This window comes from Peribacillus sp. FSL K6-5616 (genome assembly GCF_038008245.1).
Classification (GTDB): domain Bacteria; phylum Bacillota; class Bacilli; order Bacillales; family DSM-1321; genus Peribacillus; species Peribacillus frigoritolerans.
In genome coordinates this window covers 4893960-4914641 of the sequence record NZ_JBBOYT010000001.1, presented here as the reverse complement: position 1 = coordinate 4914641, position 20682 = coordinate 4893960, and the positions used below count along the sequence as shown (strand labels likewise).

The window sequence follows — 20682 nt, the reverse complement described above, 5'->3', positions numbered from 1 at the left end:
TATAACTTTAATATAGCATAGTTTCAGTATAAGGAAATTTATATCAACCCGCAAACACCATCACTGTTTTTCGGTGTTTCTGAAATTTTCAAATTTGCGGATGGCTGGAATTTACCTGGCTGCTGGAGTATTCTTAAAAGAAGACGACAATGGATTTTACCGGATGGTTAAATATAGAAAAAATGGGGGAAACGTATCTAAAGAGGAGGAAGAGCCAATGAGTGATTTATTTGAAATATTGGAATCGAAAATTATGGGGCATAATTTAAAGATCGTTTTTCCGGAAGGGTTGGATGAACGGATTTTGGGAGCTGCAGGCAGGCTTGCCCAAGCTAAACTGGTGACACCGGTATTGATCGGGGATATCGGATTGATACAAGAGAAGGCAAAAGACTTAAAAATCTCCCTTGATGCAATCGAAATATATGACCCGAAGAATTATATCATGATGGATGAAATGGTTGAAGCGTTCGTGAAGGTCCGTGATGGTAAAGCGACCGATCTGCAAGCACGTGAAATCTTAACGGATGAGAACTATTTTGGAACCATGCTCGTCCATATGAAACTGGCACATGGAATGGTTAGTGGCGCAACGCATTCGACTGCCGATACGGTTCGTCCAGCCTTAAAGATCATTAAAACAAAGCCGGGCGTCCAAAAAACCTCGGGAGTGTTCATCATGGTCCGGGAGGAAGAGAAATATGTATTCGCGGATTGTGCAATCAATATAAACCCCAGTTCCCAGGACCTGGCTGAAATTGCTATAGAAAGTGCGAAGACTGCATTAATGTTCGATATCGAACCGCGTGTGGCGATGCTGAGCTTTTCGACAAAGGGATCGGCAACATCCCCCGAGACCTTAAAAGTGGTTGATGCGGTCGATTTGGCAAAAGAAATGGACCCTGAAGTCATTCTTGATGGGGAATTTCAGTTTGACGCGGCCTTCGTTCCTTCTGTGGCAAGGAAAAAAGCACCGGATTCCCTTATTCAGGGGGATGCGAATGTTTTTATTTTCCCAAGTCTCGAAGCAGGGAACATTAGCTATAAGATGGTCCAGCGCTTGGGTGGCTTCGAAGCGGTCGGTCCGATCCTTCAGGGGCTGAATCGTCCGGTGAATGACCTTTCGAGGGGATGCAGTGAAGAGGATGTGTATAAACTGGCTGTCATTACAGCGGCACAGGGGTTTGTGGCGCAGTATCAATAGGCAGCTTGAGGATTAAATGTAGAGGGAGATTCGTATGGGTGAGACAGATTCATTATTAATGCAGCAAGAGTGGAGGGTTATTGATCAATCTTCCGTTGGACCTCAGTTTCCTGCTCTGGAGTCCTTTGCGATGGATGATACATTTTGCGCTTCCGTTGGGTCAGGTAAATCAGCGGCCGTAGCCAGGGCGTGGGTACACCACCGAACCATCGTCATGGGTATACAGGATACGAAGTTGCCTTTTCTTAAAAAGGGTTTGGACCATTTGGAAGAACATGGTTTCCGGGCCATCGTGAGGAATTCGGGAGGGCTGGCAGTCGTCCTGGATGAGGGGGTCCTTAATTTTTCGCTCATTTTTCCTGAAAACGAGCAGAAAATTGAAATCAATCGTGGATATGATGCGATGTGGAAGCTTGTCCAATTGATGTTTTCCGATTTCCCAGTCAAGCTGGAGGCGCGGGAAATCGTCGGTTCCTATTGTCCTGGCAGTTATGATTTAAGTATAAATGGGCAAAAGTTTGCGGGTATATCCCAACGCAGGATCCGCAATGGCGTAGCGGTGCAAATCTATTTGTGTGTTAATGGAAGCGGGTCTGAACGTGCCAGTCTCGTGAAGGGTTTTTATGATGCAGCTAAAGGAAATGCAGAAACCAAATTCGCTTATCCTGATATCGTCCCTTCGGTAATGGCGTCCCTAACCGAATTGTTGGGTGTGCAATTGAGTGTTCAAGACGTGATGCTCAGATTCCTTCAAGTATTGAAGGAACATAGCGAAAAGATATTCTCTGACACACTTTCCGCTGAGGAATGGCCGCTGTATGAGGCGTACTTGACGAGAGTGGTCGAACGCAATGATAAAGTATTCGATGCATTAAAGGATTGATATGAAAGAGGTCGTTCCATTAAGTCAGGAATGGCTTCTTTCATTTAATACGACTTTAGCATTCACTGAAACTGTAAAAGGACTGTATGATAGGCGGAGATAGTATTCCTTCTTTCTTGAAACAATGAAAAAAAGAGCCTTGTTGGCTCCCTTTTTCGGATAAATAGGGGTGAAACGGCCTCTGGCATGTGGTTGATCTATATAACAGAACCCCACATTATCTTATTACTCGGCCATTTTTTCCAAATTGCCATTCCGGTCCATCTTGAACTTAGTTGCCGGACGTTCCTCTTCCTCTAACAAGACCAGCTTTCTTGCTCGATTCATGATATTCATCAAAGTTTCATAATCTTCCTGCATCAACCCGCTGTTTTGTTCTAGGTGGCTGATTTTATTCTCCAAATCTTCGTTTCGCTTTTTCAGCCCTTTAATTTCAAGCTTCAATCTTTCATTTTCGGTTTTTAATACTTCGGCTTGAAGCATGCGGCCGTTCATGGATTCCAAATAGGCGATGACGGCATCAAGGCTCATGGCCGTTTCCAAAGTAACTGGTGTGTGCTGTGCCTTAGGAGCGAGGGATTCTGCCACAACGAATTCCTCTGCTGCTTCATAATTGGTAGTATCGACTTCGGATTTCAACTCTAGTTCCTCTTCTTGTACATGGGGAACCATTATGTCGGAAATCGTTGGGGACGGCGGTGTATAAAGAAGCCGTTTTTTTCCTCCTTGATCTTTTCCAAGGATCCTTTGCCGCTGCTTACGCTGTTTCTTGGCAAGGGATAGCGCTTTATCATAATTATGGCGGACGACTGCATTCCAGCGGAATCCGCATGCTGCAGAGGTGCGATTCAACTTATCTCCTACCTCTTCAAAAGCATTAAGCTGAGTGCTGCCTTCCCGTACATGGCGCAATACCGTTTCTGCCAAAAGCAAATCATCTTCTTCTGTCCAGGCGTCTTGACGAACCTTCATTTCTACATACTCCCTTTCTGGTAACTTTTAAAATAAATAACTATATAAAATATCGTGTGGCAGTGATTTATGGAGTGTTCTACTAGCATTTTGGACAAAATATGGATTTTTTATACAAAAAGGTTAAAAGGATACTAGTTTTTTGATTAATTACATCATTTTTCACATCATTCAGCCCTCTTGATATTCATAAGTAGAAACGGTAAAATACCCTTTAGTCATATAAATGGATGAAATACAGTTTGTCATGGAAAGGATGGTGACCGGAGGATGTCCAATGAATTCAGAGTGTGCGATGACTGCTTGGCGGTAAACATAAAAACTTTGATCCCGCGTCTTGAAAAGCTTGATCCCGACGCGAAAATTGAAGTGGGCTGCCAATCCTACTGCGGTCCTGGCAGAAAGAAGTCTTTTGCCTTTGTCAATAACCGTCCGGTTGCTGCACCGACAGAAGACGAGTTACTAGATAAAATCAATAAAAAACTAAAGTAGGATCCATGATATATAGGTAGAGTGGATTATTTCTTAATGATATATGGAACCAGTAATCATCACCCAGATTCGACACACTGCGGTGATTTTTTATTTCCTTATTTTCGAGACAAAACCAGACTGAAACTTCCGCTTTCTTACAAAATGCCCCCTCTTACTAGCAAGGTGGAAGTTAGGGTTTTTTGTCAAAACACGCTATAATGAGTGCATCGAGATTATGAAAAAGAGGGTAGTTCATGGGATATTCCGGCGAAAAATTACAAGAAGAAAAAGTATTCAAGGATCCGGTGCACCGATATATACATGTTCGTGACCGGGTTATATGGGATTTAATAGGGACGAAGGAATTCCAGCGGCTTCGTAGGATCAAACAGCTGGGAACGACTTATTTAACCTTTCATGGTGCGGAACATAGTCGGCTTAGCCATTCGCTTGGAGTATACGAGATTGTCCGGAGAATCGTGGATGATGTTTTCGAGGGCAGACCGGAATGGAAACCAGAGGAGCGGTTACTATCCTTGTGCTCAGCCCTCCTGCATGATTTGGGTCATGGTCCTTTCTCTCATTCTTTTGAAAAAGTGTTTGATCTGGATCATGAGCAATTCACGCAGCAGATTATCGTCGGCGATACGGAAGTGAATAAGATCCTCCTTAGAGTTGGACGTGATTTTCCAAAAAAAGTGGCAGAAGTCATCGCGAAAACCTATAAAGGCAAATTAGTAGTCAGCCTGATTTCAAGTCAGATCGATGCTGATAGAATGGACTATTTACAGCGTGATGCTTATTTCACTGGCGTGAGTTATGGACATTTCGATATGGAAAGGCTTTTGCGTGTGATGAGGCCAAGGGAAGAACATGCCGTCATAAAGCAGAGCGGGATGCATGCGGTTGAGGATTATATCATGAGTCGCTACCAAATGTATTGGCAGGTTTATTTCCATCCAGTTACGAGAAGTGCGGAGGTCATACTTACCAAGATCCTACATAGGGCGAAACATTTATATGAATCCGGTTATGAGTTTGCTCAAGAACCGCACCATTTTTATTCATTGTTCAAGGGAGAAGTGACTTTAACGGACTATTTGAAAATGGATGAATCGGTGATGCTCTATTATTTCGAAGCATGGGAAGAGGAAAACGATGCGATTTTAAAAGATTTATGCACTCGCTTCGTTAACCGTAAACTATTTAAATATGTGGAATTCCATCCGTCGAACAGTCAAATGAACAGATTGATGGAATTAAGGACGCTATTCAAGAAGGCAGGCATCGATCCCGATTATTATCTTGTCGTCGATTCCTCATCAGATCTGCCGTATGATTTTTACCGGCCAGGTGAGGAAGAGGAGAGACTTCCGATTCACTTGCTTAAAAATAATGGCGAAATTCGTGAATTATCACGTGAATCCGAAATTGTCGATGCAATTTCAGGGAAAAGAAGAACGGATCATAAGTTGTATTATCCAGCGGATTTATTGCGTGATGAATCTACGAAGAAAAATATTAAAAAACAGATCCGCAAGCTTTTGGAGCTATCGGATTAAAGTGGTACATTTTTGGTGAGGAGTGACGAGCCTTGTTTAAGGATCATGCAAACATTATCAATGCAATTTCTACTGCCGGTGAAATCTCGGGTCGGAAAAAATTACAAAAAATCGTTTATATCGCGAAGAAGCTGTCCTTCCCATTTCATGAAAAGTTTCAGTTTCACTTTTATGGACCGTATTCGGAGGAGTTGACCTTACGGATTGAAGAGCTCTGCGAAATGGGCTACTTGAATGAAGTAAGGGAAAAAAAAGCAGGCTATTATCAATATTGTTATTCGATAACGGATGCCGGCCAGGATTTCCTATCCATACAGGAAGTGGAGATGCCGGCACTTGAGGCATGCTTACAGGATATGAACGAACAGAATGCCAGGTTTTTGGAGCTGGTTTCAACGGTGCTATACTTCGACACGCTTGAAAAAGAGGAAGTCACCGAGAAAATTTTTACGCTGAAAAGCAAACAAAAATATACCCTTGAAGAAATTGATGAGGCATATGAATATATTGAGCAGTTAAAAACAAAAGCTAAGCCGAATTGATGGCTTAGCTTTTCCCCATTATGTAAATCTTATAGATCGCTTTTACGGACACCGGCTACTGCTAAATGATTTTTTGACATTTCTTCAATGAAAATCGTCACGGCTTCAGCTGGTGCTCCAGTTGTTTCCGTCACGGCTGCAGTCACCTTTTCGACTAAAGCCCTTTTTTGTTCGTCTGTACGGCCTTCAAGCATTTTGACTGTTACATATGGCATCTCTTTTCCCCCCCTTCCTCTCTTATCTTGTAGTGTTTCACAATGGAAAAAGAATTGCAAGACACGGAAGTCAGAGTTTTTTCACTTCTTGAGTTTTTGATGTATACTAACGGTAATAAACATTGGGGGAGAAGCTATCGATGGAATTCATTGATCAAATAGAACGGTTTTTGGTTTATCCTTTGGAAAAGCTTCCATATGTCATTGTGTCACTGTTGATCGCATTTACGGTTCATGAATTTTCCCATGCTTATGTGGCCTATAAGTTCGGTGACCCGACTGCCAAGAATGAAGGAAGAGTCACATTGAATCCGATTTCTCATTTGGATCCGATCGGAACTCTGTTGATATTAATAGCCGGATTTGGTTGGGCGAGACCTGTTCCGGTCAATCGTTTTCATTTCAAGAATCCAAAATTGGCAGGAGTGCTCGTCTCTTTTGCCGGTCCGTTCAGTAATTTGCTTGTTGCAATTTTGGGGTACTTGATTTTTTACGGATTGATTGCCGCAGGCGTTGGACCTGATTTACCGTTTTTCGTCGAGCCTTTCTTAAGTATACTCATAAATTTAAATGTCCTTTTATTTGTATTTAATCTGTTACCGCTGCCGCCTCTCGATGGTTATAGGATCGTTCAGGATCTTGTTTCCGCAGACTTGCGGGCAAAAATGACCCAGTATGAACAATATGGTTCCCTTATTTTTTTGATCCTGATCATCACACCGCTGAGTCAATATACAATTAGACCGGTTTTGGATACTGGTACCAAGTTTGTGGGAGACACCTTGAGTCAATTTTTTTCACTTTTGTTTTTTTAACCAATAATAAGGAATGACAAACGATAGGGGGATATGAACATGGAAGAACAACCAAAGAAAAAGGTAGGCTTCAATATTATAAAAAACGACCCAACAGAAGGTCATGGCGGATATGGGGCAGGGGTATTGACGCTCGATAATATTTCCCCGGTCATCATCGATGTGGATGCGGGTGAAGCAGAGGTCGATATCGGAGCGATGCATGCAAGGAGTGCAGTGGAAAAAGGGATCAAGTTTTTAAAGACTAAAGAGGAAGTCCCGAATGCCAAACCTTACTGGCTTGTTTGGGTGACCATTGAAGCCACTCAAAATGGTCCGCACTATGCAGGTGTGACAGCATGTGAAATGATGGTCGACAGGTCAATTAGACGCGGTTACAAATCGCTCCCGGAGCATGTTAACCGGATGGATAAATCGCTAAAACGAAAAATCATCGTTGAGGACATGGACGATAAATCAAAACGTGTGCTTGCAGACTTCCTGAAAAATCATGATGCGGGAATGTGGGAGCGTTCTTCAGATCAGCTGAAGGAGTCATTGACGGTTTGAATCTCGTTTGATGGATGAAATGTTAAGTTTAGTGAAAAATGCACTTGTAGGAAAGCGATAAAATCAGTAAACTTAAAGACAGCAGTTTAGTCACTGTGGAACTAGGACAGAAAAACCCCCGAAGCCGCTGCAGGCTTCGGGGGTTTTTCGTTATCCCCAAGGTTTTAAGACTTTCTTGTACCACGGGGCCTTTTTATGTTCTTCTTCTTTTGGGGCATGTTTCGGATTCTCACCCTTAAAGTGCTCGGCACAGTATTCGACAGGCTCGGTTCCTTTAACATAATAAGTCATTCTTGAGACGGGACAATCCTTTGTGGCCAATTTTCCGCTTACGGGATTCACGTTTACCCCGATTACGTTTTCGGTTTCCTTAAATGATTTTGCCGGTTTACCTTTTAGCCCCTTTTCCATATAGGAAGCCCAGATTTTCTTTGCATAGCCTTTTTCAGCAGGGATCTCAATCTTTTTGCCTTGGTCATATCCAGTCCATACTCCTGCTACAAGCTCCGGTGTATAACCGATCATCCAGCTATCCGTCGGGGTGGATCCTGATTTTCCGGCATATGGGCGGGTCAGCCGGGAACTGATGGTGCTGCCGGTCACTTTCGTATAGCCATTTAACGTTTCATCGAAAACACCTGTAAGCATCTGGGTCATGACAAATGCCTTGTCCTTATCCAGAATCTGTTCCGGTTTCTCCTTTTCATCAAAAATCACTTCACCTTTTTGATTTTCCACCTTTTTGATAAACACGGGTTCAACCTTCTTGCCGCCGTTAGCCAGAATGCTGTATGCGTTCACCATTTCAATCGCCCTAACACCTGACGTACCGAGTGCCAGGGAAGGGACCGCATCCATCTTTGCCGTGATTCCGAATCGACGCGCCGTATCGACCAATGACTGTTCCCCAAGGAACAAATGTGTTTTTACGGCGAAGATATTATCGGAAAGAGCAATGGCCTGAGCCATCGTGATTTCGCCTTCCGCATATTGATGGTTGTAATTATGCGGTGTGTAAGATGAGTGACCATCATCGAAAGAAAATGTAGTTGTCTCGCTTTTCAAGGTGGTGGACGGTGTGAAACCATTCTCCAGCGCTGAATAGTATAGCAATGGCTTCATGGTTGAACCAGGCTGGCGAACGGCCTGTGTGGCCCGATTGAATGGAGACTCGGAATAATCTTTACCGCCGACCAGCGCACGGACCTCCCCGGTATCCGGATCCATTGCCACTATCGAGGCTTGAATGCCTGAAGACTTGGGTATGGTATTGGAAAGGACCTCTTCAGCAGCATCCTGCTGGGTTTCGTCCAGTGTCGTATACACCTTAAGGCCGCCGAGCTCGATCGTCCGGTCATCTAAATGAAGCTGGGATTTTAAAGCCTGCTTGACGGCATCCTGGAAATAAGGAGCGGTCTTCTTGGTGACCGTTCCGTGTTCCCCTTTTAATGTAAGGGATGTTCGCAGCGCTTCCGCGATATCCTTTTCTGAAACGTAGTTTTTGCTTTTCATGGATTGCAGGACAACTTTCTGCCTTGATTTCGCTTTTTCAAAGTTATCCAATGGAGAATAGTTTGACGGCCCTTTTGGTATTCCGGCCAGCATGCTCGCTTCAGGAAGAGTCAAATCCTTGGCATCCTTGCCAAAGTAATATTGACTTGCAGCTTGGGCTCCATATGCACCATGGCCATAGTAAATCGTATTTAAATAGCCTTCTAGAATTTCCTTTTTGGAGTAGTTCATTTCTAAACGTATCGTATAAAAGGCCTCATTAAGTTTACGCGACCACGTTTTGTCATGCCCAAGAAACAGGTTCCGGGCATACTGCTGGGTAATGGTGCTTGCACCCTGGACCTTGGACATTGCCTTAATATCGGCAAGGATGGCACCGCCGATCCGCTTTATATCAAATCCATAATGAGTGTAAAATTGGCGGTCCTCAACGGCGACAGTCGCTTTGATGAGCTGTGGTGAAATCGACTCCATTCCGGCCCAATAACGCTTCTGGCCATTATCTGTTTCACCGATCACATTTCCATCATCACTGTAATAGAGAGTGGACTGCGGCACGACCAAAGGAGGCGGACCTAATATTTTTGCATAAATCAGTAAAGAGAGAAGCAATACAAAGAGTATTGTCAGCCAGATTGTGGCAAGGATGATGAAGGCCCGTACATATTTAGTTGTCCTTTTAAATCGTTCGCTTGGAATCAATTCCATTGCTTTCACCTCTCTTATCAGGTAAGAATCTAGTATCTATTACTATTATGGAAAAAAAAGAAAATTTTAAACATAAGAACTGCATTTAAGAAATTTATCTTGCAATTCTGCTAGATTCGTCTATAATTTTTCTAGCTAATGACTATACCGATTTTGGGGAACCTATAAGGTGACTGACAATATGAAATGGAAAAGGAGCGTTAATAAATGAGCATTTGGTTTACTGAAAAACAAACAGAGAACTTTGGTATTACGATGAAAGTGAATCGTACTTTACATACGGAGCAAACTGAGTTTCAAAAGCTTGATATGATTGAAACGGAAGAGTGGGGCAATATGCTATTGCTGGATGACATGGTAATGACTTCACAGCGCGATGAATTCGTTTACCATGAAATGGTAGCCCATGTTCCTTTATTTACCCATCCTAATCCAGAAAACGTTTTGGTTGTAGGTGGAGGGGACGGAGGAGTTATCCGTGAAATCCTTAAACACCCAAGCGTAAAAAAAGCTACATTGGTGGATATCGATGGGAAAGTCATCGAATACTCAAAGAAATACCTGCCGGAAATTGCTGGCATGCTTGAAGATCCGCGTGTAGACGTACAAGTTGGGGATGGCTTCATGCACATCGCCAAAAGTGAAAATGAATATGACGTGATCATGGTTGACTCAACTGAACCTGTCGGACCTGCTGTCAATTTATTCACAAAAGGTTTTTATGCCGGGATTTCCAAGGCTTTGAAAGAAGACGGGATTTTTGTGGCACAATCCGACAACCCTTGGTTTAAAGCGGACTTAATTCGCGATGTACAACGTGATGTGAAAGAGATATTCCCAATCACGAGCCTGTATTTAGCGAATATCCCGACGTATCCAAGCGGCCTTTGGGCGTTCACGATCGGATCGAAAAAATATAATCCATTAGAAGTGACTGAAGATCGTTTCCATGAAATGGAAACGAAATATTATACAAAAGAACTTCATAAAGCAGCATTCGTTCTGCCTAAATTCGTTCAAGATTTAGTGAAATAAGGGAGGCATGGACCATGAAATTCGATGAAGCCTATTCAGGCAATGTATTCATTAAAAGCCACCCTGTTTTTGAGGAATCTGAAGCTGTGCTATACGGCATGCCGATGGACTGGACGGTAAGTTTCCGTCCGGGTTCCCGCTTCGGCCCTACCCGGATTCGTGAAGTTTCGATTGGTTTGGAAGAGTACAGCCCGTATTTAGATCGTGAATTAGAGGAAGTTAAATTCTTTGATGCCGGGGATATTCCATTACCATTCGGCAATCCGCAGCGCAGTATCGATATGATTGAAAACTTTGTCGACAGCTTGTTGGATGCAGGTAAGTTCCCAATGGGTATGGGAGGGGAACATCTTGTCACATGGCCTGTCATCAAAGCCATGTTCAAAAAGTATCCCGATATGGCCATCATCCATATGGATGCCCATACAGATTTACGTGAGGATTATGAGGGAGAGCCGCTTTCCCATGCGTCCATCATCCGTAAATCCGCAGAACTTATCGGCCCGAAAAATGTATACTCTTTCGGCATTCGTTCAGGTTTGAAGGAAGAGTTCCAATGGGCAAGAGAAAATGGCATGCACATCTCTAAATTTGAAGTTCTTGAACCTTTGAAAGAAGTATTGCCGCAGTTAGCTGGCCGTCCTGTATATGTGACGATCGACATCGATGTTCTTGACCCTGCGCACGCGCCGGGTACAGGCACCGTAGATTGTGGAGGCATCACTTCCAAAGAGCTTTTAGCTTCGATTCATGAGATAGCACGGTCTGAAATTAATGTGGTCGGCTGCGATTTAGTAGAAGTGGCACCGATCTATGATCCATCCGAGCAAACTGCGAATACGGCGAGCAAGCTGATTCGCGAAATGATTCTAGGATGGGTTCAAAAAGGTTAATGATGGAAGACATGACTGTTCCTGTTTTTGTAGCGGGAATGGTCTTTTTTTATCCATGGATAAGAATTAATGGCTCTTTTTGAATAATTCCGCCCAATGAGTCATTATTGCGTTAATATCAAATGGATTGCAACAACATGATTTCGACAGTTTATCCTCACACTTTTGGATTAACACATTATTTTCCGCTCCAAGTTGAAACTTCCTTGAAGAATATTTATACTTATAAAGTTAAGAACGACATGATGAAGGAAGTGTAGCTTTGACTCTTCATGATATAGATAAGCATGCTATTAAAGTGACTTTACAGACAAAAATCAAGCACGGTTCAGAAACGGAAACGTATGAGCTGGTCACATTTGGTACAAAAATGTATAAAGGTGCAGATTTATATTTGCAATATAAAGAGGAAAATGAAACCGGTCAAACACAAACGACCATCAAACACAAACCGGATGAAACGATCCTGCTTAGAAATGGTGCCATTAAAATGAGGCAGCTTTTCCGCCTGCAGGAAGCGACAAATGGGCATTACGAAAGTATATATGGCAGGTTAGGATTACGGACGACCGCGAAGAAGATCCATCATCAATGGGATGAGCAGGCCAAGCAAGGGAAACTTGTCCTTAAATATACGTTACATATGCAGGGAAGCGAACCTGGTCAATATGAGATGACGATTTCCTACAAGGAGGAAGCATAACGCATGAATATAGTAAAAGAGGTACAGGAAAAACTGAAAGAAGAGATTAAAGCGGCAGTCATTAAAGCTGGTTTAGCAACGGAAGAGCAAATTCCAAATGTTGTATTGGAACTGCCAAGAGATAAGACACACGGAGATTATTCCACGAATATGGCCATGCAATTAACGAAGATTGCAAAGAAAGCGCCAAAGGTGATAGCAGAGGCAATCATCGAAAACTTTGACAACTCAAAAGCATCCATCGAAAAAATTGAAATAGCAGGACCGGGTTTCATCAACTTCTACATGAATAATGCTTATTTGACAGAATTGGTTCCTGTCATTTTGAAAGTGGATGAAGCATATGGGGAAAGTGACTTTGGTAAAGGCGAAAAAATCCAAGTGGAGTTCGTTTCCGCAAACCCGACCGGTGATCTCCATCTTGGTCATGCCCGTGGTGCAGCAGTAGGTGATACGTTATGTAATATCCTCTCTAAAGCCGGTTACGATGTTTCACGTGAATACTATATCAATGATGCCGGAAATCAAATCAATAATTTGGCCATTTCCATAGAAGCCCGTTATTTCCAGGCACTTGGCCTCGAAAAGGATATGCCTGAGGGCGGTTATCATGGCGAAGATATCATTGGCATCGGTAAGACACTTGCAAGTGAGTATGGGGATAAATATGTAAATGTCGATGAGAAGGAACGTTTTGAATTTTTCCGTGAGTACGGCTTGAAATATGAAATGGAAAAACTGAAAACGGACTTGGGTAATTTCCGTGTCGGATTTGATGTATGGTACTCCGAAACATCCCTTTATCAAGACGGTAAAATTGATGAAGCACTTAAAGTGTTGAGGGAAAGGGGCCATGTTTACGAGGAAGATGGGGCTACATGGTTCCGCTCTACGGAATTAGGCGATGATAAAGACCGGGTGCTTATTAAGCAGGATGGGTCTTACACATATTTGACACCGGATATTGCCTATCACCGTAATAAATTGGAGCGCGGCTTTGAAACGCTGATCAATATCTGGGGTGCAGACCACCACGGGTATATACCGCGCATGAAAGCGGCGATCGAAGCATTAGGGTACAACCGCGAGCAGCTTGAAGTGGAAATCATCCAGCTTGTTCACCTGTACAAGGATGGCGAGAAAATGAAGATGAGTAAACGTACCGGTAAAGCAGTTACGATGCGTGACCTGATTGATGAAGTGGGTCTGGATGCAACACGTTATTTCTTTGCAATGAGAAGTGCGGATACTCATATGGATTTCGATTTGGATCTTGCAGTATCACAGTCCAATGAAAACCCGGTTTATTATGCACAGTATGCCCACGCCCGTATTTCCAGCATTTTACGCCAAGGTGTGGAACAAGGGATCAGCTATGAAGGAGTCAATGATTTCTCTGCCCTATCTACTGAAAAAGAAGTGGAGCTTTTGAAGAAATTAGGAGAATTCCCGCAGGCAATAGCGGAAGCAGCCGAAAAACGGATGCCTCACCGTATGACGAACTATATATTCGACCTGGCCTCTACATTCCACAGTTTCTACAATGCAGATAAGGTTCTGGATGTGGAAGAAATGGAAAGAAGTAAGGCGCGTCTTGGACTGGTCAAATCCGTCCAAATTACGTTAAAGAATGCATTGGCCATCATCGGGGTTTCGGCACCGGAAAAAATGTAATGGAAAAAGCGGCTGTTTCGAGCGAAACAGCCGTTTTTTTAGGTTATTTAGCACTCAATGGCTCCGCCGCTCACCCTTTTTACACCTCGAATCTTAGCCATATCTTCAATCAGCTGTAACATTGCCCGATCCTTCATCTTGGCCTCGATCATGAAATCCGCGTCCTGTCCAAGATCCTTAAGCACTTTAAAAAGGGGCATGATGAAGTCCAAATCGATATAATCTGCATGCGAGCGAAATTCACCTGCCGATTTTGGGGATGAAATATGGACCTTTGGTACCGCCCCTGCTTGATTCCAAGTGGTGAACACCTCGGTGAGCAGCTCGTTAAGCGGCTCATCCGAAAGGTTTGCGAGATGATGGTGATAATCGAATACAAGCGGGATGCCCTCCCTTTTACATACGCCGAGGGTTTCAGATGCTGTATAGGTTTTATCATCATTCTCCAAAGTCATTCTTTCCTTGATGTGCATAGGCAGCGATTTAAGGTTGTCATGAACCCTTACAAGGGCGGACTCTTTATCACCATAGGCCCCACCGACATGGATATTGATGAAAGAGGTGTCCGCAATGCCCATTGCATCAAGCATTTTATAATGGAACTCCATATCTTTCACTGCATTTTGTGTGATCTCGGGCTTAGGGCTGGTGAACAGCGTAAACTGATTGGGATGAAAGCTGAGCCTCATCTTTTGTGCAGTGGCCCAATCGCCAAGCTGTTTCCACTCTTTCTTAAAAGGAGTAACGAAATCCCATTCTATCTCGGGATGTGTGGCTAAAGGAACAATGGAACTGGACATCCGGTATACTTCTATTTGGTGTGCCGTGTTATATTGAAGGACCCTTAAGGTATTTTCAATGTTCTGCCTTGTCACATCCAGGAGCTTTTCCATTCCTTTTTCTGCGCCAAGTGTGCTATATCGCTTGAAAGTAAGTGTCTTAGCCGGAGAAGCCTCCCATAAACAGGTGGCATTGGATACGAACCCAAATCTTATTTTCATTATATTTTTCTCCTTGAGCAAAGGGTTGTCAAAGAAAAGGAGAAAGGATGGAAGCCAGCGATTCTTTTGCTGAACGGACTACATTCATACTGGAAAGTGCGTCCCCGTTCAGCGGCTTGGATTCGGCCAGGTCCACTGCCAATTCCTTTTCTACATCTTTTATAAATGTCCGGTCAAATACGATGCAGTTCATTTCACTATTTAAAAAACAACTGCGTTTATCAAAATTAGCCGTACCGATATCACACATTATATCATCGATCAATATCACTTTAGAATGGTAGAACCCTCTTTGAAATTGCATGATTTCCGCCCCGTCTTTTATTAGTACCCGAAAATAGGGAAAAGAAGCTTCCTTTACAAGGGCGTGGTCTGAAATTTCAGGTACGATGACCGTGACGGAAACATTGCGTGCAAGGGCATCCCTTAATTCCTGAAATAAAGTTTCACTGGGAATGAAGTATGGAGTCCCGATAATGATTTTTTTAGTCGCTTGACGAATCATGTGTGTCAGTGACTGTTCAAGATCACTGCCATTCGTGACGACAAACTGATGGGCCTGCGTCCCGGGAGTCAATGTCGGAAAATAGGCAGGCGTTCCTCTGTAATCCTCGTTTGTATCATAGAACCAATCCGAGAGGAAGGCTTCCTGAAGGTCCTTTACACCTTCCCCGGTCATTTTTAAATGGTAATCCCTCCATGGGTTCAGCTTCTCCCCTTGGTTTATATACTCCTTACCGATATTAAAGCCGCCAAGATAGCCGATTTTTCCATCTATCACCGAGATCTTACGGTGATTTCTTTTTTGTATGGTATAGAAAAGGAAGGGGAGTTTCGGTTTAAAGCTGAAAGAAAAATGAACGCCGCTTTCAGTCAGCTCCTGAATGGTTTGGCGGGACATCTTTTTACTCCCTATCCAATCGACTAAAAGCCGCACTTCCACGCCCTCTTCCGCTTTTGACTGCAGTAACTTCAAAAAGTCCTTGCTGAATTTATCATTTTTTACTATATAAAAAAGGATATGGATGGAATCCTGAGCTTGCCTGACTTCCTTGATATAATCTTCAAACAGGATTTTCCCTGATGTGAATACAGTCATTTCGCTATTCCGAGGCGGATATTTAATGTTGGTTGCGTGCTTCAAATAACGCTTATGCCCTACCCTAAGATCAACCCAGCACCAAGAGAAGATCAATAAAAATATAGAGGCAATCGTAGTGATTATCTTCAAAAAAAATCCCCCCTAAATGATTATATTTAGTTTGGCTCTAATTCCCTGTCAGTAACCATTAAAAAGGGGGAAAGGGTCTTCATTTTTTTTGAATGCAGAAGGGTAATGCATGGATTTGTCGAATTATATAATTAAGGGGCAGAAAAATTAAATGGTTTTTAAAAGAAAAAAGTTGACTGAATGCTCATTCATTATATAATGGAATTAATCAAATTTCAGAAAAATGCCAAATTTCCCATAATGGTACCTGGCATTTTGCAATTTACTAAAGAGGGGGAAAGACTGCATGGAAATGAATGGTTTACTGTGGATCAACTTAGTTGCATTCCTGCTTGTAACCGCTTACGCCGCCGGTTTGTTTGTCTATTTGATAAAGACTCGTATTGCTTATATAAAACTTGGCAAAAAAGTGGAATTCGATAACCGTGTGAAAGACCGTCTTGTCAAAATAGGGATTTATGTATTTGGACAGAAGAAACTCTTTAAAGATAAAAAGAGCGGGATCATTCATGCCTTGTTATTTTATGGTTTCATATTAGTGCAATTTGGCGCACTTGATTTTTTCGTTAAAGGCTTAAGGCCGGGGTGGCATTTACCGTTCGGCCCTGTTTATCCGGCCTTTACTTTCTTCCAGGAAATTGTGACGCTTACCGTTCTTGTTGCAATCCTATGGGCGGCATACCGCCGTTATGTCGAAAAGCTCGTTCGCTTGAAAAGGGATTTCAAAGCAGGTTTGGTTGTCATCTTCATTACCGGTATCATGATCACCGTATTACTGGGGAATGGTATGGGAATGATCTGGCATGGACACGATGCAACCTGGTCAGAGCCAGTCGCATCGAGCATCGCATTTCTATTCGGCTGGATGGGGACAACAGCGGCAACCGTCGTTTTTTATGTAGCTTGGTGGCTGCATTTACTGATCATATTATCTTTCCTTGTTTATATCCCGCAATCTAAGCACGCTCATTTGATTGCCGGTCCGATAAATGTATTCCTTAATCGCCTGGACAATCCGGGGAAATTGAAACCGGTTGATTTGGAAGAAGAGATTCTCGACAAAGAAGGCAATCAATATTACGGTGCCAAATATATCGAGGACTTGACGCAATATCAAATGGTGGACCTCTATGCCTGTGTGGAGTGCGGTCGCTGTACGAATATGTGCCCGGCTACAGGTACCGGGAAAATGCTGTCCCCGATGGATATCATAATCAAGATGCGTGACCATTTAACAAATACAGGCGCTGCCGTTACAACGAAGCAGCCATGGGTTCCATCTTTTGTTTTTGGAAATACGAAGGGAAATAAGATCGCTTTGGCTGGTGCCGCGCAGGGGGCGCAGGAATCAGCTGCAGCAACAGAAGCATACAGTCCGAGCCTGATTGGCGAAGTCATTACGGAAGAAGAACTTTGGGCTTGCACCACATGCCGGAACTGTGAAGATCAATGCCCGGTAATGAATGAACATGTCGACAAAATCATTGATATGCGCCGTTATCTAGTGCTTACTGAGGGCAGACTTGATCCCGATGCACAGCGTGCCATGACCAATATCGAGCGTCAAGGGAACCCGTGGGGATTGAATCGTAAAGAGAGAGAAGATTGGCGAAGCCTTCGGGAAGATGTCAGCGTCCCAACCGTGAAGGAATTAAAAAAGGCAGACGAAGAATTCGAGTATTTATTTTGGGTGGGGTCAATGGGGTCGTACGATAACCGAAGCCAGAAGATTGCCCTTTCCTTTGCTAAATTATTGAATGAAGCGGGCGTCACATTTGCAATTCTCGGAAATAAGGAGAAAAACTCAGGGGATACTCCACGTCGATTGGGTAATGAGTTTGTTTTTCAGGAACTTGCCATGAAAAATATAGAAGAATTCCAGAAGAATGAAATAACGAAAATCGTGACGATCGATCCGCATGCATACAATATCTTTAAGAATGAATATCCGGATTTTGGCTTGGAAGCGGAAGTGTATCACCATACTGAGCTGTTGGCAAAACTTGTCAGTGAAGGCAGGCTGGTACCGCAGTATCCGGTGAATGAGACGATTACATTCCACGATTCCTGTTACTTGGGAAGGTACAATGAGGTTTACAGCCCGCCGCGTGAAATCTTACAATCCATTGATGGAGTGAAACTTATTGAGATGGAGCGTAACCGTGAGAAGGGTATGTGCTGCGGGGCTGGAGGCGGTTTGATGTGGATGGAAGAAGAAACTGGAAACCGCATTAATGTGGCCCGTACCGAACAAGCGCTGGCCGTCAGTCCAACAGTGATCAGCTCAGGATGTCCTTATTGCCTGACCATGCTATCTGATGGGACGAAAGCAAAAGAAGTTGAGGAAAATGTTAAAACGTATGATGTAGCTGAACTACTCGAAAAAGCGGTCATTGGGGAAAATAAATCGATTGCCTCATAATTTTAAATGGAATAGCCTGCTTCCTCTAAATGAGATTCAAATGGGAGCAGGCAATATTTTCAATATTTATAAACTAAATATTTTCATTTTTGAGAAAAATGTGTAATATAATATAATATTAAGCGCTTACAACACTATTTTTTTAACTCCAAATTGAGCGAGCGTTCAATCAATGTTACTTATAGGGGGAAATAATGATGGCGAAAACAGTGATTATTAGCGGTGTGAGAACACCTTTTGGTAAATTCGGCGGTGGTCTTAGCAGTTTGACGGCATCACAACTTGGTGGAATAGCAATCAAAGAGGCACTTGTTCGGGCAGGGATTGAAGGAAGCCAAGTGGACGAGGTCATCATGGGGAATGTGCTTCAAGCAGGCCAAGGCCAAATACCGTCCCGCCAGGCAGCCCGTCATGCTGGATTGCCTTGGGAAGTGAAAACGGAAACCATTAATAAAGTATGCGCATCAGGACTTCGCAGTGTCACATTGGCTGATCAGATCATTCGCTTAGGTGAAGAAGAAATCATTGTTGCCGGCGGAATGGAATCGATGAGCAATGCACCTTATATCCTTCCGAAAGCAAGGTGGGGCCTAAGGATGGGTGATGGGGAACTGAAGGATACGATGATATCGGATGGACTTAGCTGCAGTTTTACGGGCGTCCATATGGGGACTTACGGTAACAGTACAGCCGAGGATCTTGAAATCACCCGTGAGGCACAAGATAACTGGGCTTATGAGAGTCACCAAAAAGCGATAAAAGCAATCGATGGCGGAATTCTTGCAGAAGAAATCATTTCCGTACAGGTGCCGGTCCGAAAAGGCGAACCAATTACCATCGAACATGATGAAGCCCCAAGAAAAGATACATCTGCCGGAAAGTTGGCTAAACTAGGTCCAGCTTTCAATAATGAGGGGACCATCACGGCTGGTAATGCACCCGGTGTCAATGACGGGGCAGGTGCACTCGTATTGATGAGTGAGGAACGTGCTGAAAAAGAAGGGAAAACGCCTTTTGCCTATATTTTAGCTCATGCAGAAGTGGCAGTGGAAGCAAGGGACTTCCCTAAAACGCCAGGTCTGGTCATAAATGAACTTCTGAAGAAGACAGGTAAATCGATAGAGGAAATTGATTTATTTGAAGTGAATGAAGCATTTGCTGCGGTTGCATTGGCCAGCGGGAAAATTGCCAACATCGAGGCGGGAAAAGTGAATGTAAACGGAGGGGCTGTAGCATTAGGTCACCCGATCGGGGCAAGTGGTGCCCGCATCATCATTACGCTGATGCATGAACTGAAACGCCGCGGAGGGGGATTGGGCATCGCAGCGATCTGCAGTGGCGGCGGTCAGGGAGATGCCATTTTAATAGAAGTGCCTAAGCAAGGATAATAGTTTCATAGATAAATGAGGAGGGATATTCCCATGGGCATTCAAAAAGTGATGGTCATTGGTGCGGGACAGATGGGATCTGGCATTGCCCAGGTCTGTGCAATGAGCGGTTATGAAGTTCTTTTACACGATTTAAAAGATGAGTATGTAGAAAAGGGTTTAGGGACTATTGCCAAAAACCTATCGCGGCAGGTTGAAAAAGGGAAAATGGAATCCGAGGAGAAGGATGCAATCCTTTCCCGGCTTACTTCCTCAACGAATTTGAAAAATGCAGCTGCAGTAGATTTGGTGATTGAAGCGGCAGTGGAAAACATGGAAATAAAAACAAGAATATTCGCCGAGTTGGATGAAATCACGCCCCGGCACGTCATTCTTGCATCCAATACTTCTTCGCTACCGATTACCGAGATAGCCGCTGCCACGAAAAGGCCGGAAAAGGTAATTGGCATGCACTTTATGAACCCGGTTCCAGTCATGAAGCTGGTTGAGGTCATCCGCGGCCTTGCTACAGCGGATGAAGTTTATCAAGAGGTTGAAAAGATGGCTGAATCCTTGAATAAGGTACCGGTGGAAGTCAATGATTTTCCAGGTTTTGTAGCGAATCGGATCTTGATGCCGATGATCAATGAGGCCATCTATACACTTTATGAGGGCGTCGCTACTAAAGAAGCGATCGATGACGTAATGAAACTGGGCATGAACCATCCGATGGGCCCGCTTACGCTAGCTGACTTCATCGGCCTGGATACATGCTTGTATATAATGGAAACCCTTCACCAAGGACTGGGAGACGATAAATACCGACCGTGTCCGCTGTTAAGGAAATATGTAAAGGCTGGGTGGTTAGGCAAGAAATCAGGACGGGGCTTTTATGAATATAACTAATCATAGAAAGATGT

At 43.5% G+C, this 20682-nt stretch carries 19 protein-coding genes; 14 read left to right on the top strand and 5 right to left on the bottom strand.

From position 1 onward, the window contains the following. Positions 1-217: 217 nt before the first annotated feature. Positions 218-1204: a phosphate acetyltransferase gene (pta, locus tag MHB45_RS23840; protein WP_048683577.1), complete on the top strand. Its 987-nt coding sequence runs from the start codon at positions 218-220 to the stop codon at positions 1202-1204. A 34-nt stretch (positions 1205-1238) separates the two neighbouring features. Continuing rightward, positions 1239-2087 carry a lipoate--protein ligase family protein gene (locus MHB45_RS23835; protein ID WP_048683573.1) on the top strand — a complete coding sequence of 283 codons (849 nt, stop codon included), beginning with the start codon at positions 1239-1241 and terminating at the stop codon, positions 2085-2087. Between the two features lie 225 nt (positions 2088-2312). On the opposite strand, the gene MHB45_RS23830 is transcribed toward MHB45_RS23835, so the two are convergent. Next, positions 2313-3059 (bottom strand): RsfA family transcriptional regulator, encoded by a 747-nt coding sequence (locus tag MHB45_RS23830; RefSeq protein WP_048683569.1) that lies wholly within the window; start codon positions 3057-3059, stop codon positions 2313-2315. 270 nt (positions 3060-3329) lie between these two features. On the opposite strand from MHB45_RS23830, the gene MHB45_RS23825 reads away from it, so the two are divergent. The 3 genes from MHB45_RS23825 (at position 3330) to MHB45_RS23815 (ending at position 5637) form a co-directional block, all read left to right on the top strand. After that, the gene (locus tag MHB45_RS23825; RefSeq protein ID WP_048683566.1) at positions 3330-3551 is read left to right on the top strand and encodes a DUF1450 domain-containing protein; all 222 of its coding nucleotides are present in this window, start codon (positions 3330-3332) and stop codon (positions 3549-3551) included. Between the two features lie 236 nt (positions 3552-3787). Further along, positions 3788-5095: an HD domain-containing protein gene (locus tag MHB45_RS23820; protein WP_161922070.1), complete on the top strand. Its 1308-nt coding sequence runs from the start codon at positions 3788-3790 to the stop codon at positions 5093-5095. 32 nt (positions 5096-5127) lie between these two features. Next, entirely contained in the window at positions 5128-5637 is a 510-nt protein-coding gene (locus MHB45_RS23815; protein WP_034315899.1) for a YwgA family protein, read from the top strand. A gap of 29 nt (positions 5638-5666) precedes the next feature. On the opposite strand, the gene MHB45_RS23810 is transcribed toward MHB45_RS23815, so the two are convergent. Continuing rightward, positions 5667-5852, bottom strand: a complete 186-nt coding sequence (locus MHB45_RS23810; protein ID WP_048683562.1) for a 2-hydroxymuconate tautomerase — start codon at positions 5850-5852, stop codon at positions 5667-5669. 158 nt (positions 5853-6010) lie between these two features. Here MHB45_RS23810 and MHB45_RS23805 point away from each other — a divergent pair, with 158 nt between their 5' ends. Together MHB45_RS23805 and MHB45_RS23800 are read left to right on the top strand one after the other, a co-directional pair. Further along, on the top strand, positions 6011-6667 hold the full coding sequence (locus tag MHB45_RS23805; RefSeq protein ID WP_048683633.1) for a site-2 protease family protein: 657 nt from the start codon (positions 6011-6013) through the stop codon (positions 6665-6667). 39 nt (positions 6668-6706) lie between these two features. Further along, a complete protein-coding gene (locus tag MHB45_RS23800) occupies positions 6707-7216 on the top strand; it encodes a YwhD family protein (RefSeq protein WP_063589657.1) in 510 nt (169 codons plus the stop codon). Positions 7217-7366: 150 nt separating this feature from the next. Here the strand turns inward: MHB45_RS23800 and MHB45_RS23795 are convergent, their stop codons facing one another. Further along, positions 7367-9436 (bottom strand): transglycosylase domain-containing protein, encoded by a 2070-nt coding sequence (locus MHB45_RS23795; RefSeq protein WP_048683558.1) that lies wholly within the window; start codon positions 9434-9436, stop codon positions 7367-7369. Positions 9437-9643: 207 nt separating this feature from the next. On the opposite strand from MHB45_RS23795, the gene speE reads away from it, so the two are divergent. The 4 genes from speE to argS all read left to right on the top strand — a co-directional run bounded on the left by speE (position 9644) and on the right by argS (position 13741). Then, positions 9644-10471, top strand: a complete 828-nt coding sequence (gene speE / locus MHB45_RS23790; RefSeq protein ID WP_034315891.1) for a spermidine synthase — start codon at positions 9644-9646, stop codon at positions 10469-10471. 14 nt (positions 10472-10485) lie between these two features. Beyond that, a complete protein-coding gene (gene speB, locus MHB45_RS23785) occupies positions 10486-11364 on the top strand; it encodes an agmatinase (RefSeq protein ID WP_048683555.1) in 879 nt (292 codons plus the stop codon). Between the two features lie 262 nt (positions 11365-11626). Beyond that, a complete protein-coding gene (locus MHB45_RS23780) occupies positions 11627-12067 on the top strand; it encodes a DUF1934 domain-containing protein (RefSeq protein ID WP_048683553.1) in 441 nt (146 codons plus the stop codon). A 3-nt stretch (positions 12068-12070) separates the two neighbouring features. After that, positions 12071-13741, top strand: a complete 1671-nt coding sequence (argS, locus tag MHB45_RS23775) for an arginine--tRNA ligase (protein ID WP_048683550.1) — start codon at positions 12071-12073, stop codon at positions 13739-13741. 47 nt (positions 13742-13788) lie between these two features. Here argS and uvsE read toward each other — a convergent pair whose 3' ends face one another. Both uvsE and cls read right to left on the bottom strand, forming a co-directional pair. Next, on the bottom strand, positions 13789-14742 hold the full coding sequence (gene uvsE, locus MHB45_RS23770) for a UV DNA damage repair endonuclease UvsE (RefSeq protein ID WP_253350151.1): 954 nt from the start codon (positions 14740-14742) through the stop codon (positions 13789-13791). A gap of 28 nt (positions 14743-14770) precedes the next feature. Next, on the bottom strand, positions 14771-15973 hold the full coding sequence (gene cls / locus MHB45_RS23765; protein WP_260088776.1) for a cardiolipin synthase: 1203 nt from the start codon (positions 15971-15973) through the stop codon (positions 14771-14773). Positions 15974-16265: 292 nt separating this feature from the next. Between cls and MHB45_RS23760 the strand changes: the two genes are divergently transcribed. From MHB45_RS23760 to MHB45_RS23750, 3 genes are all read left to right on the top strand, one after another. Further along, complete coding sequence (locus MHB45_RS23760; protein WP_048683627.1) at positions 16266-18395, top strand: heterodisulfide reductase-related iron-sulfur binding cluster; 2130 nt, start codon at positions 16266-16268, stop codon at positions 18393-18395. Between the two features lie 197 nt (positions 18396-18592). Then, the gene (locus MHB45_RS23755) at positions 18593-19783 is read left to right on the top strand and encodes an acetyl-CoA C-acetyltransferase (protein ID WP_340908118.1); all 1191 of its coding nucleotides are present in this window, start codon (positions 18593-18595) and stop codon (positions 19781-19783) included. 33 nt (positions 19784-19816) lie between these two features. Then, the gene (locus tag MHB45_RS23750) at positions 19817-20668 is read left to right on the top strand and encodes a 3-hydroxybutyryl-CoA dehydrogenase (RefSeq protein ID WP_048683542.1); all 852 of its coding nucleotides are present in this window, start codon (positions 19817-19819) and stop codon (positions 20666-20668) included. The last annotated feature ends 14 nt before the right edge of the window (positions 20669-20682 follow it).

Coding starts and splice junctions, on each gene's coding strand:
- pta (WP_048683577.1), top strand. CDS start 218: ATGAGTGATTTATTTGAAATATTGGAATCGAAAATTATGGGGCATAAT.
- MHB45_RS23795 (WP_048683558.1), bottom strand. CDS start 9,436: ATGGAATTGATTCCAAGCGAACGATTTAAAAGGACAACTAAATATGTA.
- MHB45_RS23820 (WP_161922070.1), top strand. CDS start 3,788: ATGGGATATTCCGGCGAAAAATTACAAGAAGAAAAAGTATTCAAGGAT.
- MHB45_RS23810 (WP_048683562.1), bottom strand. CDS start 5,852: ATGCCATATGTAACAGTCAAAATGCTTGAAGGCCGTACAGACGAACAA.
- MHB45_RS23835 (WP_048683573.1), top strand. CDS start 1,239: ATGGGTGAGACAGATTCATTATTAATGCAGCAAGAGTGGAGGGTTATT.
- speE (WP_034315891.1), top strand. CDS start 9,644: ATGAGCATTTGGTTTACTGAAAAACAAACAGAGAACTTTGGTATTACG.
- MHB45_RS23825 (WP_048683566.1), top strand. CDS start 3,330: ATGTCCAATGAATTCAGAGTGTGCGATGACTGCTTGGCGGTAAACATA.
- MHB45_RS23760 (WP_048683627.1), top strand. CDS start 16,266: ATGAATGGTTTACTGTGGATCAACTTAGTTGCATTCCTGCTTGTAACC.
- uvsE (WP_253350151.1), bottom strand. CDS start 14,742: ATGAAAATAAGATTTGGGTTCGTATCCAATGCCACCTGTTTATGGGAG.
- MHB45_RS23800 (WP_063589657.1), top strand. CDS start 6,707: ATGGAAGAACAACCAAAGAAAAAGGTAGGCTTCAATATTATAAAAAAC.
- speB (WP_048683555.1), top strand. CDS start 10,486: ATGAAATTCGATGAAGCCTATTCAGGCAATGTATTCATTAAAAGCCAC.
- MHB45_RS23830 (WP_048683569.1), bottom strand. CDS start 3,059: ATGAAGGTTCGTCAAGACGCCTGGACAGAAGAAGATGATTTGCTTTTG.
- MHB45_RS23750 (WP_048683542.1), top strand. CDS start 19,817: ATGGGCATTCAAAAAGTGATGGTCATTGGTGCGGGACAGATGGGATCT.
- argS (WP_048683550.1), top strand. CDS start 12,071: ATGAATATAGTAAAAGAGGTACAGGAAAAACTGAAAGAAGAGATTAAA.
- MHB45_RS23755 (WP_340908118.1), top strand. CDS start 18,593: ATGGCGAAAACAGTGATTATTAGCGGTGTGAGAACACCTTTTGGTAAA.